The organism is Micromonospora sp. MH33, assembly GCF_003013775.1.
GTDB lineage: Bacteria > Actinomycetota > Actinomycetes > Mycobacteriales > Micromonosporaceae > Micromonospora > Micromonospora fulviviridis.
The window spans coordinates 1-15,798 of the sequence record NZ_MUYZ01000149.1 but is presented as its reverse complement, the minus strand read 5'-3'; the positions used below and the strand labels follow the sequence as shown (position 1 = coordinate 15,798).

Annotated in this window: 13 protein-coding genes and 1 pseudogene; 11 read left to right on the top strand and 3 right to left on the bottom strand. The window is 74.5% G+C overall.

Annotation, left to right across the window (positions count from 1 at the left end; translation table 11 throughout):
* The 7 genes and pseudogenes from B0E53_RS37745 to B0E53_RS21470 all read left to right on the top strand — a co-directional run.
* Positions 1–390: pseudogene (locus B0E53_RS37745) on the top strand (hypothetical protein); the annotation flags it as partial.
* Positions 391–554: 164 nt separating this feature from the next.
* On the top strand, positions 555–1,790 hold the full coding sequence (gene egtA / locus B0E53_RS21495) for an ergothioneine biosynthesis glutamate--cysteine ligase EgtA (protein ID WP_107077706.1): 1,236 nt from the start codon (positions 555–557) through the stop codon (positions 1,788–1,790).
* Positions 1,787–3,124 carry an ergothioneine biosynthesis protein EgtB gene (gene egtB / locus B0E53_RS21490; RefSeq protein ID WP_107077705.1) on the top strand — a complete coding sequence of 446 codons (1,338 nt, stop codon included), beginning with the start codon at positions 1,787–1,789 and terminating at the stop codon, positions 3,122–3,124. Before egtA ends, egtB begins: the two co-directional genes overlap by 4 nt.
* 16 nt (positions 3,125–3,140) lie before the next feature.
* A complete protein-coding gene (gene egtC, locus B0E53_RS21485; protein WP_107077704.1) occupies positions 3,141–3,887 on the top strand; it encodes an ergothioneine biosynthesis protein EgtC in 747 nt (248 codons plus the stop codon).
* A 39-nt stretch (positions 3,888–3,926) separates the two neighbouring features.
* Positions 3,927–4,892, top strand: a complete 966-nt coding sequence (egtD, locus tag B0E53_RS21480) for an L-histidine N(alpha)-methyltransferase (RefSeq protein ID WP_107077703.1) — start codon at positions 3,927–3,929, stop codon at positions 4,890–4,892.
* Between the two features lie 237 nt (positions 4,893–5,129).
* Entirely contained in the window at positions 5,130–5,717 is a 588-nt protein-coding gene (locus tag B0E53_RS21475) for a TMEM165/GDT1 family protein (RefSeq protein ID WP_107077702.1), read from the top strand.
* A gap of 163 nt (positions 5,718–5,880) precedes the next feature.
* Positions 5,881–6,087, top strand: coding sequence for a hypothetical protein (locus tag B0E53_RS21470; RefSeq protein WP_107077701.1), 207 nt, complete (start codon positions 5,881–5,883; stop codon positions 6,085–6,087).
* Between the two features lie 39 nt (positions 6,088–6,126).
* On the opposite strand, the gene nhaA is transcribed toward B0E53_RS21470, so the two are convergent.
* Entirely contained in the window at positions 6,127–7,428 is a 1,302-nt protein-coding gene (gene nhaA / locus B0E53_RS21465; protein ID WP_107077700.1) for a Na+/H+ antiporter NhaA, read from the bottom strand.
* A gap of 159 nt (positions 7,429–7,587) precedes the next feature.
* Positions 7,588–9,444, bottom strand: a complete 1,857-nt coding sequence (locus B0E53_RS21460; protein WP_107077699.1) for a polysaccharide biosynthesis protein — start codon at positions 9,442–9,444, stop codon at positions 7,588–7,590.
* A 188-nt stretch (positions 9,445–9,632) separates the two neighbouring features.
* On the opposite strand from B0E53_RS21460, the gene B0E53_RS21455 reads away from it, so the two are divergent.
* Positions 9,633–11,084, top strand: coding sequence for a polysaccharide biosynthesis tyrosine autokinase (locus tag B0E53_RS21455; protein ID WP_107077698.1), 1,452 nt, complete (start codon positions 9,633–9,635; stop codon positions 11,082–11,084).
* On the opposite strand, the gene B0E53_RS21450 is transcribed toward B0E53_RS21455, so the two are convergent.
* Positions 11,065–11,631 (bottom strand): low molecular weight phosphatase family protein, encoded by a 567-nt coding sequence (locus tag B0E53_RS21450; RefSeq protein ID WP_107077708.1) that lies wholly within the window; start codon positions 11,629–11,631, stop codon positions 11,065–11,067. The genes B0E53_RS21455 and B0E53_RS21450 overlap by 20 nt on opposite strands.
* A gap of 144 nt (positions 11,632–11,775) precedes the next feature.
* On the opposite strand from B0E53_RS21450, the gene B0E53_RS21445 reads away from it, so the two are divergent.
* From B0E53_RS21445 to B0E53_RS21435, 3 genes are all read left to right on the top strand, one after another.
* Complete coding sequence (locus tag B0E53_RS21445; RefSeq protein ID WP_107077697.1) at positions 11,776–13,005, top strand: glycosyltransferase family 4 protein; 1,230 nt, start codon at positions 11,776–11,778, stop codon at positions 13,003–13,005.
* Between the two features lie 128 nt (positions 13,006–13,133).
* The gene (locus B0E53_RS21440) at positions 13,134–14,915 is read left to right on the top strand and encodes a DUF4012 domain-containing protein (RefSeq protein WP_107077696.1); all 1,782 of its coding nucleotides are present in this window, start codon (positions 13,134–13,136) and stop codon (positions 14,913–14,915) included.
* 13 nt (positions 14,916–14,928) lie between these two features.
* Positions 14,929–15,540, top strand: coding sequence for a hypothetical protein (locus tag B0E53_RS21435; protein ID WP_107077695.1), 612 nt, complete (start codon positions 14,929–14,931; stop codon positions 15,538–15,540).
* The last annotated feature ends 258 nt before the right edge of the window (positions 15,541–15,798 follow it).

Below are 15,798 nucleotides of genomic sequence, written 5' to 3'. Positions count from 1 at the left end.
ACCAGCTCCGGATCCGGGAGCGCCGGCCCGACCGGGGGCGTCCCGTCCACCCCGCCGACGCCCGGCGCGTCGGGCGGACCGGGCCGGCCGCCGAGCGCCGGACAGTTGGCCGGGCTGTGCCGCGCCTACCTGGCGAAGTCCGACCGGCAGCGGGCCCGGGCGCTGGAGACCCCGGCGTTCGCCGGCCTGGTCACCGCCGCCGGTGGCGCCGACCGGGTCGAAAGCTACTGCCTGGCCCTGGTGCCGGAGAAGTCACCAACGCCCGCGCCGACGCCGTCGGCCGACACCGGCAGGACGACGCCGTCGGCCGATGCCCGCAGGGCGACCCCATCCACCCCGGCCGCCCCGACCCCACGGACCGGAAAGCCGACCAGCGCCCCCGGCCGCTGAGCCGGTCCGGCTCGCAACCGGATTCCGGACAAAAATTCATCTCCTCGGGCGCGCGGGCTCCGTCTGCTAGACAGAAGATGGTGGGACCCGCGGGACGCCCGGCCGGCACGGCAGGGGTGCCCGGCCGACAGCGTGGTCGCCCACCCGGGGAGAGGAGCCGTCTCTTGGTGATGTCGCCGGAGCTGGATCGGACCGTCGTCCTGCGGGACGAAGCGGCCGCCCGAGGGCACATGGCCAGGATCTGCTTCAAGACCGGGCCACCCACCCTGACCGGCGTCGAGCTGGAATGGACGGTGCACGACGCCGCGGACCCGACCCGCCCGGTCGACCGCGAGCGACTGCGCCGGGCGCTGGGACGGCACAGCCCCGTCACCATCGACCCCACCAGCCCGGCCGCCGGGCTCCGGCGCGGTGGCACCGTGACCGTGGAGCCGGGCGGGCAGGTGGAGATCTCCTCCGCGCCGCGACCCTCGGTCGCCGCGCTCATCCTGGCCACCGAGGCCGACCTCGCCGAGTTGGGGGCCCTCCTGGACGCCGCGGGCCTCGTCCTGGGCCGCACCGGCATGGACCCCTGGCGCCCCCCGCGCCCGGTCGTGGAAACCCCGCGCTACCGGGCCATGCGCTGCGTCTTCGACCGGCACGGCCCGGCCGGCCGGGCGATGATGTACAGCACCGCCGGGCTCCAGGTCTGCCTGGACGCGGGCGAGCCGGACCGGGTTGCCGAACGGTGGGCCGCCGTCCACGCCGTCGGGCCGCCGCTGCTGGCCGCCTTCGCCACCGCCGACCGGCACGCCGGCCGGCGTACCGGCTGGGCCTCCACCCGGATGGCCGCCTGGCTGGCCATCGACCCCGCGCGCACCCGACCGGTCTGGTCACCGGCCCGCGCCCACCTCGACCCGGTCGCCGCCTGGACCGAGTACGCACTCGCCGCGCCGCTGCTCTGCGTCCGCGGCGACGGTCCGGACTGGACCCCGCCCCCGGGCGTCACCTTCGCCGACTGGCTGGCCGGGGCGCTGCCGCACCCGCCGAGCACCGACGACCTGGAATACCACCTCAGCACACTCTTTCCGCCGGTCCGTCCGCGCGGCTACCTGGAGGTCCGCTACCTGGACGCCCAGCCGGGTCGGGAGTGGACCGTGCCGCTGGCGGTGCTCGCCGCGCTCCTCGCCGACCCGGCCACCACCCGGGACGCGCTGGCCGTAGCGACCCCGGTCGCCGGCCGCTGGTCCGCGGCGGCCCGGCACGGGCTGAGCGAGCGACCGCTGGCCACCGCCGCGGCGGCCCTGTTCGACCTGGCCCTGGCGGCCCTGCCCCGGCTGGACCTGCCGGCCGGGATCCACGACGAGACGAGCCGAGCGATCCGGCGGCGCCGCGCCGCCGCGGAGAGGGGACACCGGTGACCACGACCGACCGGCCGGCCACGGAGGGCGAGCAGTTGCGCAGCCGAATCGCGGCCGAGCTGGAGCGCACCCGCGCCCGGACCGCGCTGCTGACCGACGCGGTGGACGACGACGACCTGGTGCGGCAGCACTCCACGCTGATGTCCCCGCTGGTCTGGGACCTGGCGCACGTCGGCAACCAGGAGGAGCTGTGGCTGGTCCGCGACGTCGGCGGACGCGAGCCGGTGCGCCGCGACATCGACGACCTGTACGACGCCTTCAAGCAGCCCCGCAAGGACCGCCCGGCGCTGCCGCTGCTGCCCCCGACCGAGGCGCGGGAGTACGTGCGCACCGTCCGGGACAAGGTGTACGACCTGCTGGACGGAATCCGGTTCACCGACCGGAAGCTGGTCGAGGACGGTTTCGCCTTCGGCATGATCGTCCAGCACGAGCAGCAGCACGACGAGACCATGCTCGCCACCCACCAGCTGCGCGCCGGTGCCCCGGTGCTGGACGCCCCGCCGCCGCCCGAGCCGCGGGTCCGGGTCGGCGGCGAGGTGCTGGTGCCGGCCGGGCCGTTCACCATGGGCACCTCCACCGACCCGTGGGCGCTGGACAACGAGCGCCCCGCGCACACCGTCGACCTGCCGGCCTACGCCATCGACGCGGCGCCGGTCACCAACGGGCAGTACCGCGCCTTCATCGCCGACGGCGGCTACGACGAGCCGCGCTGGTGGAGCGAGGCCGGCTGGCGGCACCGGATCGAGGCCGGGTTGAGTGCCCCGCTGCACTGGCGGCGTGACGGCGACGGCTGGGCGTACCGCCGGTTCGGCCGCTGGTCGCCGGTGCGCGACGACGAGCCGGTGGTACACGTCTGCTTCCACGAGGCGGCGGCGTACGCGGCCTGGGCCGGCAAGCGGCTGCCCACCGAGGCGGAGTGGGAGAAGGCGGCCCGCTGGGACCCGGCGACCGGCCGGTCCCGCCGCTACCCGTGGGGCGACGCGGACCCGACCGGCGCGCACGCGAACCTCGGGCAGCGACACCTGTGGCCGGCCCCGGTCGGCGCCTACCCGGACGGCGCCTCCCCGCTCGGCGTGCACCAGCTCATCGGCGACGTCTGGGAGTGGACCTCGACGGCCTTCCGGGGCCACCCGGGCTTCGTGGCGTTCCCCTACCGGGAATACTCGGAGGTCTTCTTCGGCGACGACCACCGGGTGCTGCGCGGCGGCTCGTTCGGCACCGACCGGTCGGCCTGCCGGGGCACCTTCCGCAACTGGGACTACCCGATCCGGCGGCAGATCTTCAGCGGTTTCCGCTGCGCCCGCGACGCCCGGCCAGAGGAGTCGCACGCGTGATCGGTGGTGCCGCCTGATGTGCCGTCACCTGGCGTACCTCGGTCCGCCGGTCAGCCTGAGCAGCCTGCTCTTCGACCCGCCGTACGGGCTGTTGCGGCAGTCCTGGGCGCCGCGCGACATGCGCGGCGGCGGCACCATCAACGCCGACGGCTTCGGGGTCGGCTGGTACCCGGGCGACGGTGACCCGGTCCGCTACCGGCGGGCCCAGCCGATGTGGAGCGACACCACCCTGCCGGAGCTGGCCGCCGTGACGGTCGCGGGCGCGGTGCTGGCCGCCGTCCGGTCCGCCACGGTCGGCATGCCGCTGCACGAGACGGCGGCCGCGCCGTTCGCCGAGGGGCGCTGGCTGTTCAGCCACAACGGCGTGGTCCGGGGCTGGCCGGACAGCCTGGTGCCGCTCGCCGCCGGGCTGCCCGTCCGTGACCTGCTGACCCTGGAGGTGCCGAGCGACTCGGCGCTGCTCTGGGCGCTGGTACGGCACCGGCTGCGGGCCGGCGCGGCGCCCGGCGACGCGCTGGCCGGGACCGTCGCGGCGGTTTCCGCCGCCGCCCCGGGCTCCCGGCTGAACCTGCTGCTCACCGACGGGGCGACGGTGGCGGCCAGCGTGGCCGGGCACGCGCTGTCGGTGCGGCGTACCCCGGACTCGGTGCTGCTGGCCTCCGAGCCCTTCGACGACGACCCCGGCTGGCGGGCGGTGCCGGACGGCCGGCTGGTGGTGGCCACCGCCGAGAGGCTGGACAGCCGGGAGCTGACGGTCGCCTGAACCCATTTCCCACACCGGTAGGAACAGGAAGGACTGCTGATGAGCGCGGAGCCACTGGAGATCCACCTGGAGGAGCAGGACCTCGGCCGCGGCCTGCGGGAGGACGTGCGGGCCGGGCTGACGGCGACGCCGAAGTGGCTGCCACCGAAGTGGTTCTACGACGCCCGCGGCAGTGCGCTCTTCGAGGAGATCACCCGGCTGCCGGAGTACTACCCGACCCGGGCCGAGCGGGCGGTGCTGGCCGCGCACGCCGACGACATCGCCGCGTTGACCGGCGCGAAGACCCTCATCGAGCTGGGCTCCGGGTCGTCGGAGAAGACCCGGCTGCTGCTGGACGCCTTCACCCGCCACGGCGACCTGGGCACCTTCGTCCCGCTGGACGTCTCGGTCAGTGCGCTGCGCCATTCCACCGAGCAGATCGCCGCCGCGTACCCGGGCCTGCGGGTGCGAGGCATCGTCGGCGACTTCACCCGGCACCTGGACCGGCTGCCCACCGGCGGCCGGCGGCTGGTCCTGTTCCTCGGCGGGACCATCGGCAACCTGCTGCCGGCGGAACGGGCGGAGTTCCTCACCGCGACGCGCGCGGCGCTGGAGTGCGGCGACTGGCTGCTGATCGGCACCGACCTGGTGAAGGACCCGTCGGTGATCGTCCCCGCCTACGACGACGCGGCCGGGGTGACCGCCGAGTTCAACCGCAACGTGCTCCGGGTGATCAACCGGGAGCTGGGGGCGGACTTCGACCCGGCGGCGTTCCGGCACGTGGCGGTCTGGGATCCGGAGCACGAGTGGATCGAGATGCGGCTGCGCGCCGAGCACCCGGCCCGGGTCCACGTGCTCGACCTGGAGGTCGAGTTCGCCGCCGGCGAGGAGCTGCGGACCGAGGTCTCGGCCAAGTTCCGCCCCGAGGGGATCGCCCGGGAACTGGCCGCGGCCGGGTTCGTCCGGCAGGAGTTCTGGACCGATCCGGACGGGCTCTTCGGGGTCAGCCTGGCCCGTGCCGACTGAGCCGCCGGGGGCGCCGCGGGTGAGCCTGTTCACCCGCGGCGGCCCGCCCCGTGATGATCGGCTAGGCTGGGCGGCGCGAAGGGGAGTAGCCCCCAATGTCGTGGTCGACATACTGGTGCGTTCCGCATCCGGCCACGCGGCCCCGGTCACCGGGGCGGGCGAGACCTTCGACTCAGGCTGTCGCAGCCGGGTCGAGGGCGCCCCGTACCTCCTCCCGGCTTGATCGGGAAGGTTCACATGGACGGTTTCCTCGTCGCGCTGGTGATCAGCTTCGGCGTCATCTTCGTCGCCGAGCTGGGCGACAAGTCCCAGCTCATGGCCCTGACGTTCGCCACCCGGTTCAAGCCCGTGCCGGTGCTCATCGGCATCACGGTCGCCACCGCTGTCGTGCACCTGGCCTCGGTCGCCATCGGGTACGGCCTCCACGCCGCGCTGCCCACCAGCTGGATCTCGCTCATCGCCGGTCTGGCGTTCCTCGGCTTCGGCGCCTGGACGCTGCGCGGTGACAAGCTGACCGAGGAGGAGAAGCGCAAGGCGGAGAAGAGCAGCCGCAACGCGATCATCACCGTCGGTGTGGCGTTCTTCCTGGCCGAACTGGGCGACAAGACCATGCTGGCCACCATCACCCTGGCCACCAAGTACGGCTGGTTCGGCACCTGGCTGGGCTCGACCCTGGGCATGGTCGCCGCCGACGCCCTGGCGATCCTGGTGGGCCGCCTGCTCGGCCGGCACCTGCCGGAGAAGGCCATCCGGTACGGCGCGGCCGTGCTCTTCGCCATCTCCGGTCTCTGGCTGGTCCTCGAGGCGGTCGCCGAGCTGACCTGAGCCCGCCGGCCGGTTCCGCCGGGCGCGTCGACGGCGGAACCGGCCGCGGATGATCGAGGGCCGGGTCCCCTGGGTATGAACATCCGGGCGACGCTGCGGCGGGTGACGACCACCGCCTAGCGTGAGCCAGGAGAGGAAACCCGATGACCGGGAGGTCCCGCGCATGAGCAGGCACGACGAGCCCAACGAGTACGGCTTCGCCGGCGACGCCACCGCTCCGGAGCCGCCGCCCGGCGGGCGCTCCGACGAGCAGGACCGGATCGAGGAGATCGTGGTTCCGGGCGACGACCTCACCGAGCCGGTCGCGGACGCGCTGGAGGAGGAGACCGAGGAGCGCGGCGAGGAGCACCCGGCCGACCGCCCCCGCTGAACTGACGCGCGCCGGCCGCCTCGGCGGCCGGCGCGCGGGCTAGGCCGGCCGCTCCTGGTAGACGTCCGGGACGCCGTCGCCGTCGGAGTCCCGGCTCTCCCGCTCGCTGATCCGCCGGTAGACCCGGTTGCGCCGGACCAGCACCGCCGTGGCCAGCCCGGCCGAGAGCAGCGACCCGAGCAGCACGGCGGCCTTCACCCGCTCGTCCTCGGGGCTGCCCGGCCCGAACGCCAGTTCGCCGATGAGCAGCGAGACGGTGAAGCCGATGCCGGCCAGCAGGGCCAGCCCGGCCAGGTCGGCCCAGGTGATCTCCTCGTCGAGTTCCGCGCGGGTGAACCGGGCGAGCAGGAACGTGGAGCCGAACACCCCGACCGCCTTGCCGAGCACCAGCCCGGCGGCCACCCCGAGCACCACCGGGTCGGTGAGGATCCCGGCCAGGTCGACGTCGACCAGGGTCACCCCGGCGGCGAAGAACGCGAAGACCGGCACCGCGAGGCCCGCCGAGACGGGCCGCCACCGGTGCTCCAGCCGCTCGGCCAGCCCCGGCCCGCGGCCCCGGGTGGCGAGCACGGGCACGGTGAAGCCGAGCAGCACCCCGGCCACCGTGGCGTGCACGCCGGAGGCGTGCACCAGCGTCCAGGCGGTCACCGCGAGCGGGATCAGCGCCCACCACCAGGTCCGCCGACGCTGCACCAGCAGGGCGAAGGCGGCGATCGGCAGCACCGCGGCGAGCAGCGGCAACGGGTGGAAGTCGGCGGTGTAGAAGACCGCGATGATGATGATCGCGAAGAGGTCGTCGACCACCGCGAGGGTGAGCAGGAAGGCCCGCAGCCCCTGCGGGAGGTGCGAGCTCACCACGGCGAGCACGGCGAGCGCGAAGGCGATGTCGGTGGCGGTGGGGATCGCCCAGCCGCGCAGTCCCGCCCCGCCGGCGCTGAGCGTCACCGCGAGGTAGACCAGCGCGGGCACGACCATGCCGCCCATCGCGGCCACCACCGGCAGCGCCGCCCGCCGGGGGTCGCGCAGGTCGCCGGCCACGAACTCCCGCTTGAGCTCCAGGCCGACCACGAAGAAGAAGATCGCCAGCAGGCCGTCGCCGGCCCAGGTGGCCAGGTTCAGGTCCAGGTGCAGTGCCGCGCCGCCGGGCCAGGGCACCCAGTTGCCCAGTTCCGCGTACGCCGACCGCCAGGGAGAGTTGGCCCAGATGAGCGCGATGACCGCGCCGAGCAGCAGCAGCCCGCCGCCGACCGTCTCGGTGCGCAGGACATCGGCCAGGAACCGGGCTTCCGGCCAGGACCGGCGGGACAGCAGGCGAGGGTATTGCCGGGTGGGGTCGGTCATGCGGTGTCCGTTCCGGGAGCAGGGGTCGGCGAAAAAAACGCCGACCAGCCTTCCCGGCACACCGCCTCCGACCCTATCCGCCCGGGCGGCCCGCGGCGACTGGAGCGGGTGGGACGCTCCTCTCACCCGTTGGGCGGAGCGTCCCACCGCACGGGGCTGTCAGCGCTGCCCGGGCAGCACCGGCAGCGACGCGTCGGCCGTCTCGCAGAGCGCGGCCAGCCGCTTGATCAGCTCGTCCGGGTCGGCGTACGGGTCCAGGCCCCGCACCTCGTCGGGGTCGAGCGCGGGCACCCGGACGTGCGAGATCAGCGGGTGCAACGGACGGCTGTCCGCCTCGTCGGCGCCGAACAGGTGCTCGTGCAGCTTCTCGCCCGGCCGCAGCCCGGTGTAGACGATGTCGACCGGGCGGTCCGCCTCGGCGGCCAGCCGGCGCGCCACGTCCGCGATCCGGACCGGCTCGCCCATGTCGAGCACCAGTGCCTCGCCACCACGGCCGACGACGGCCGCCTGGAGGACGAGGTGCACCGCCTCCTGCACGGTCATGAAGTAGCGGGTGACGTCCGGGTGCGTGACGGTGATCGGCACCCCGGCCCGGATCTGCGCCTGGAACGCGGTCAGCACCGATCCCCGGCTGCTCAGCACGTTGCCGAACCGCACGCTCAGGTAGGCCCCGCCGAGCCGCTCCGCGTGGTACGCGGTGAGCCGCTCGGTGATCCGCTTCGAGTAGCCCAGCACGCTGGTCGGGTTGGCCGCCTTGTCGGTGGAGATGTTGACGAACTCGGCGACGTCCCGGCACGCCTCCAGCACGTTGAGGGTGCCCCAGATGTTGGTCTTGATGGCCTCGCCGGGGTGCCGCTGGAGCATGGTGAGGTGCTTGAGGGCGGCGGCGTGGAACACCACGTCGGGCTGCCGGTCGGCGATCACCCGGGCGATGCCCTCGGCATCCCGGATGTCGGCCAGGATCAGCTCCGGGCCGTCCAGAAGGGCCCGGCCGTGCAGCGACATCTGCAGGGCGTGCAGCGCGGACTCGTCGCGGTCGAGCATCATCAGCTCACCGGGCTCGCAGCGGGCGATCTGCCGGCACAGCTCCGAGCCGATCGAGCCGCCCGCGCCGGTGACCAGCACCCGGCGGCCGGCCAGCCCGCCGCGTTCGACGGCCAGCTCGGCCACCCGCTGCGCCCGGCCGAGCAGGTCGTTGAGCTGCAGGTCCCGCACGTCGCTCACCGCGACCGGGCGGTCGAGCAGCTCGCGGACGGGGGGCAGCACCTTGAACGCGGCGCCGGCCTCGAGGGTCCGGGCGCGCACGTCGCGCAGCAGCCGCGGCTCGGAGCCGCTCATCGAGAAGATGACCGTGCGCGCTCCGGTGCCGCGCACCGCCGCGCCGATCTGCTCCCGGCCGCCGAGCATCCGCAGTCCCTCCAGGCGCAGCCCCCGGCTCTCCGGGTCGTCGTCGAGCAGGCCGACCGGCCGGTAGCGGCTCTGCGGGTCGCGCAGCAGCGCCCGGACCAGCCGCTCGCTGGCGGCGTCCACCCCGTAGACCAGGCACCGCTCGGCGTCGGGCACCGGCCGGTGGTGCCGGTCCTGGCGGGCCCGCCAGACGCCCCGGGCCGCCGCCATCAGCACGAGCGCGACCGCGCCGCCGAGCAGCGGGGTGCTGGCCGGCACCGGCCGGTCCGCCCACGGCAGCACGCCGGCGAGCGTGGCCAGCGTGGCGATCGCGGCCTTGCCGGCCAGCCCGCGGGCCTCCCCGGCGCTGCCGATGGGGTGCCGGCCGTGCGTCCGCAGCCGCACCAGGGTGAGCACCGCGTACACCGCGGCGCAGCCGAGCGCCACGGTGAGTACCCGGGCGGCGGCGCCGACGGTCAGCGCGAACTCGTACCGGGTCCAGGCCGCGCCGAGAAATCCGCCGCACCACGCGGCCGTGTCCAGCGTTAACAGGGAGAGGGTGGCCACCCGGCGGGTGACCCGCCCCCGTGGTCGTACGGCGTCTTCGGCGGCGGTGGCTTCACGATCCATGGGTTGCCCTCTGCGTCCGATCCGGGAATGGAAGGATTTAGACCGTCTGTGCGGTTCTGATCGTTTACATTCGTCGAGTCACTTACCGTCATGTATAGGCGTTTTCAATCCTGGCATGGGTACTGGGGTTTTTAGGGGGCTTTCGTGCAGTTTCATCGGCAGACCGGCGTGTCGCGAGGGGGAGCGTGATGGACGTTCTCGGCTACCTGCGCCTGGTCCGACGCCACTGGTGGATCGTGCTGGTCACGGTGATGGTCGCCCTGGGCGCCGCCGCTCTGGTGACCGTCCGGACGGCGCCCCGTTACGAGGCCTCGGTGACCTTCTTCGTCACCACGCCGAGCCAGGGCGTCACCGACGCCTACCAGGGCAGCCTCTTCCTCCAGCAGCGGGTGAAGTCCTACGGTGACCTGCTCACCAGCGACCGGCTGGCGCAGAGCGTGGTCGCCGAGGCCCCGCTGGGGCTCACCGCCGACCAGGTGCAGCGCCGGATCACCACCTCCACCGAGGCCGGCACCGTGCTGCTGAAGGCCACCGTCACCGACACCGACCAGACCCGGGCGCTGAAGACCACCGAGACGCTCTCGGCCAAGTTCATCGAGCTGGTGCAGAAGGTGGAGACCCCACCGGACGGCAAGGCAACGATCAAGCTCGAGGTGGTCAGCGGTCCCCGGGTGACCTCCAGCCCGGTGTCGCCGCAGCCGGTGCGGAACCTGGTCATCGGCGGCCTGCTGGGGCTGCTGCTCGGGGCGGGGCTGGCCGTGCTGCGCGGGCTGGCCGACGTCCGGATGCGGGACGCCGCCGCGCTCCAGCGGGTGACCGGCAGCCCGCTGCTGGGCGAAATCCCGTTCGAGTCCGGCGCCAAGGCGGCCCCGCTGATCGTCGGCGAGGCGGCCAACTCGCGGCGCGCCGAGGCGGTCCGCAAGCTCCGGACCAACCTGCGCTTCGTCGACGTGCACGAGCCGGCCCGGGTCATCGCGGTCACCAGCGCCCTGCAGGGCGAGGGGAAGACCACCATGGCCTGCAACACGGCCATCGCGCTGGCCGAGGCGGGCTGGCGGGTGCTGCTCATCGACGCCGACCTGCGCCGTCCCAAGGTCGCCGACTACCTCGGCCTGGACGGCGGGGTCGGGCTCACCGACGTGCTGGTCGGCGACGTCCAGGTCGGCGACGTGGTGCAGCGGTGGGGCGACAAGTCGCTGCTGGTGCTGCCCAGCGGCGCCACCCCGCCCAACCCCAGCGAGCTGCTCGGCTCCAAGGCGATGGCGGACCTGCTGGTGGCGCTGCGCGAGTCGGCGGACATCGTGATCATCGACACCGCTCCGCTGCTCGCGGTCACCGACGGCGTCGTGGTGGCCGTGCAGGCCGACGGCGCGCTCCTGGTCACCCAGCAGGGGCGGACCTCGCGCAGCCAGGTGGCGGCCGCGGCCCACGCGCTGCACTCGGTGTCCGTGCGCCTGCTCGGCTGCGTGCTGAACATGGCCAAGGTGGCCAAGGCGGACGCCTACCAGTACGAGGCGTACCGGGTGGTCGTGCCGGCCGCCGGGCCGTCCGTGCCCGCCGACCGGGCCGGAGCGGCCCGGCGGGGGGAGCCGGCCACCGTGGGCGACCACACCCAGGAACTCACCCGGCTGTCCCGATGAGCGCGAGCACCGGTCGGATCGACCGCTCGATCTCCTCGGCGCAGCGCCGGAAGTCGGCGGGAGAGCCGCCGATCGGATCGTGGAGGTCGTCCGCGTCGGGGGTGGCGGGTTGCAGCCGCCCCCGGGCGCGGGCGGCCACCGCCACCGCCGCCCGCAGCGGGGAATCCTCGCGCGGGGCGGCCGGCTCGGTCGCCTCGGCCGCGGCGGCGGCCAGCCGGGCGAACTGGCGGAGTGTGAAGGTCCGGGGCAGCGCGGCCGGGGCCAGTGCGGTGCAGATCGAGCGCTGCCGCCGGGTCGCGGTCAGCACGAGGCCGGCCCGGGTCAGGTGTTCGGGGCGGAGCCGGCGGGTGCGGAACGCCGCCGGGTCCGCCCCGGTCCCGGCGGCCACTTCGACCGCGTACGGGTGCATGGCCGCCCCGTCCAGGGCGTCGGTGCCCGCGCTCGCCACCGCGACCGGCAGGTCGCGCAGCAGCCGGCGGGCGATGAACTCCGCCATCGGTGACCGGCACATGTTGGCGTGGCAGACGAAGAGCACCCCGTCGACCATCTGCACCCCTCTCGTCGGCACGGTCGCGGGACGCGGCGCCGCGACGGCGGTGTTCCGGCGGCCGCGGCCGGACGCAGAGGGGATGCCGGCATCGTACGGGGTGCCGGGGCCCGCGCGCCGGGAAGCCGCGCCGGGAGCGCGGCCATGAAGATCGGCATCCTGTCGTACCACTTCCCGCCGGAGCCCGCGTTCATCCCGGGCAGCCTGGCCGAGGAGCTGGCCGCCCGCGGCCACGAGGTGCGGGTGCTCACCGGCTTCCCCGACTACCCCGGCGGGCACGTCTACCCGGGCTGGCGGCAGCGCTGGCGGCACCAGACACACAGCGAGCGGCTGACCGTCCGTCGGGTGCCCCGGTACGCCGGCGGTGACGGCTCCGCCGGTGCCCGGATGGCCAGTTGGCTCTCCTTCGCCGGCAGCGTGGCGCTGACCGGCCGGCGCTACCTCGGCGACGTCGACGCCCTGTACGTCTTCCAGCTCCCGGCGGTCACCTTCGCCGCGGCCGGCCTGCTGCGGCTGCTCGGCCGGGTGCCGACCGTGCTGCACGTGCAGGACGTCTGGCCGGAGGAGGAGCCGTCCCGGGCGGGGGAGGCCCGCCGGTGGTCCGGCCGGCTGGACGCCACCCTGCGCCGGATCTACCAGGAGGCGGGCGCCGTCGCGGTCACCGCACCCTCCATGCGCGACCTGGTGGTCGCCGGGGGCGCCGACCCGGACCGGGTGCGGGTGGTGCTGAACTGGACCGACGAGCGGATCTTCCGCCCGACCGAGCCCAGCCGGGCGGCCCGGCGGCTGATCCGCCGGGACGACCGCTGCGTGGTGATGCACGCCGGGACGATCGGCGTACGGCAGGGGCTGGAGACCGCGGTGCGCGCGGTGGCCACGCTGGACGACCGGATGGACCTGGTCCTGGTCGGCTCGGGCGCCGAGGAGCGGCGGGTGCGGGGGCTCGCCGCCGAGCTCCGGGCCGACAACGTCCGGTTCGTCGACCGGCGGTCCCCGTTGGACATGCCGGAGCTGTACGCGGCGGCCGACTACCAGCTCGTCATGCTGCGTGACCTGCCGGAGCTGCGGGGCATGGTGCCCGGCAAGCTCCAGGCCGCGCTCTCCTGCGCCGCGCCGGTGGTCGCCTCGGCCGGCGGTGACACGGTGGCGCTGGTGGAACGGGCCCGGGCCGGGCTGTCCTGCCCGCCCGAGGACTGGGCCGCGCTGGCGGACCGGTTCTGGCTCGCCTCGGCGATCCCACCGCCGGCCCGGGTGGACATGGGTCGCCGCGGGCGGGACGCCTACCTGCGGGAGATGTCGCTGCGGGCCGGCGTCGACCGGATCGAGCGGCTGCTGCACGAGGTCTCGGTACGCGCTGCCGGCACCCGCCGCTGACCGGAGCGATCCTCACGAAACCGCCACGCGGTGGCATAGCGCACCATTACGCCACGAACTCGTGGAATTTCGTGCTAGAAAGCGATCAAACGTCATTGGTGTCCGATTTCGATCCCGGGGAGAGTGGTGTGACGGAAAGCGGTGGGCCGGCCCGCCGGCGGCGCTCCCGGCGCCGCAGCCGGGCCCGGGTGCGCCGGGTCCTGCTCGTCGGGCTGGTCGTCGTCTCGGTGCTGCTGGCCGCCGGTGGGTGGGTCGGGTTCCGCGGCTGGCAGGCCAGGGCGCACCTGCTCAACGCGGCCGGGCTGGCCCAGGAGCTCAGCACGCAGGTGGTCGGGGGCGACGGGGCCCGGGCCCAGCGCACCCTCGCCGCGCTGCAGGAGCAGGCCGCCGCCGCCCGCGGCGCCACCGGCGACCCGGGTTGGTGGCTCGGCCAGCAGGCCCCGTACGCGGGCGACGACCTGGCCGCCGTGCGTCAGATCGCGGTGGCCGTGGACGATCTGGCCCGGCTCGCCTTCCCGACCCTGCTCCGGGTCGACCTCGCCTCGCTGGTGCCGAAGGAGGGAAAGCTCGACCTGGGGCGGCTGCGTGGTGCCTCGGCCGAGCTCTCCACCGCCGACCGGGCGGTGCGGCAGACCGGTGAGCGCCTGCGGGCGGTGTCCACCGACGACCTGGTCGGGCAGGTCCGGGAGGCCGTCGCCGGGTTGCGGACCGAACTGGACCGGCTCGGGGAGCTCACCGCCGCTGCGGACCAGGGCGCCCGGTTGCTGCCGGCGCTGCTCGGCGCCGACGGTCCCCGCAGCTACCTGCTCGTCTCCCAGAATCCGGCCGAGCTGCGCGCGACCGGCGGCATGTTCGGCGCCTACGCGGTGGTGCGGGCCGAGAACGGCCGGATCCGGATGTCCGGCCAGAACAGCGCGAGCACCCTGCGGTCGTTCACGCCGCCGCTGCCCGTGAGCGAGGAGATGCGGCGCCTCTGGAAGGACCTGCCCGGGACGTACCCGGCGGACGTCAACCTCAGCCCGGACTTCCCGACCGCGGCGGCGCTCTACCGCGAGATGGTGCGCCGGCGCACCGGCACGGCGGTGGACGGGGTGCTGGCCGTGGATCCGCTGGTGCTGTCGTACCTGCTGGGCGTGCTGGGGCCGGTCACCGTGCCGGGCCGGCCGAGCCTGGCCGGCAGCAGCGTGGTCCGGACCCTGCTCAGCGACACCTACCGGACGCTCGACACCAAGGCGCAGGACACCTACTTCGCGCAGGCGGCGTCCGCGGTGTTCGACGCGCTCTTCACCAAGGCGGTAAATCCCCGGGCTCTTCTGACCGTTTTCAACCGTTCTATTACGGAACGCCGGATATTGTTCTGGAGTGACCATCCTGCGGAACAGCGCGTCCTCGGCGACAGCCGGTTGGCCGGGAAGCTCCGCGAGAAGGACACCGTGCCCGCGGTCGGCGTGTTCCTCAACGACGGCAGCGGCGCGAAGCTCGGCTACTACCTGAGGTTCTCGGCAACCGTGACGGTCGGCGACTGCCAGCCCGACGGGCGCCGGGAGCTGCGGCTACGGGTCACGGTCCACTCCACCGCCCCGCGGTCGGGCCTGGCCGAGTCGGTCACCGGCCTCGCGCTCTCCGGCGATCCGTACACCGCCCGCACCCTGGTGTCGGTGTACAGCCCGACCGGAGGGGCGGTGCTCGGCGGCCGGCTGGACGGCCGGGACGCCCCGATGGGCAGCGGGACCGCCGGTAGTCGCCAGGTGACCGTGGCGAACGTGGAGGTCAAGCCGGGGCGTACCCGGACCCTCGACGTCACCCTGCTCACCGGCAAGACGAGCGCCGGCACGGCCGAGCTGGTGCTCACACCCACCGTCACCCCATGGACCACCCAAGTTGTTTCCGCACCAAGCTGTGATCAGTAGGAGGGAATCCATCATGCGGCTATCCCGCATCTTCATGGCGCTCACGGTCGGCCTGGCCGTGGCGGCCGTGCCGACGGCGGCCGGCGCGGCACAGCCGCAGCCACCCGTGTACCCGCCGGGCGAGGCGTCGCTGACCGTCACACCAACGACCATCCGTCTCGGCGGGACCTTCACCCTGGAGGGCAGGGGCTTCGAGCCCGGAACGGTCACGATCAACGTGTCGATCAGCGGCAACCCCAACGCGGCACCCGCCCAGGGGTCGGTCCGCCGGAGCGACGGCAGCACCGTTGCGATGAGTGCGGTGGCCTACCAGCAGCCGCAGCCGGCGCCGACCACGTTCACCGTGACGGCGGCCGGCGACGGCAGCTTCACCGTCACCTACAAGCCCTCCCGGACCGGGCGGCACGTCTTCACCGCCATCCAGGGGACGCGAGAGGACAGCGCCACGGGCATCGTCCTCCCGCCGCGGCCGGACCGGCCGGGCGGCGGCCACCTGCCGGTGACCGGTGACAGCATCGGCACGCCGCTGAAGCTCGGTGGCGGCCTGGCCGGCGCCGGCGCGGTGCTGGTGCTGCTCTCCCTGGCGTGGCGCCGGCGCGGTCGCTTCGGGATCGGTTCCCGCTGACCTGAGACGCGCCGGGCAGGGCCCGGACCGATCCTGAGGGTGCCCGCCGGAATCCGGCGGGCACCCTCGTGTCCGCGCGGCCCGCCGTGGCCGCACAATGACCGGGTGGACGCGACGCGGCCGTGGACGGACCGGACCGGCCTGCTGACGTTGCCCGGCGGCGCCACCGTGCGCGGGCGGCGGATCGCCGCGGCGGCGTCGCCCGCCGACTTCGCGCTGCTGCTGGCGCCCGGCCCGGATCCGGCCTGGCCGGCCCGC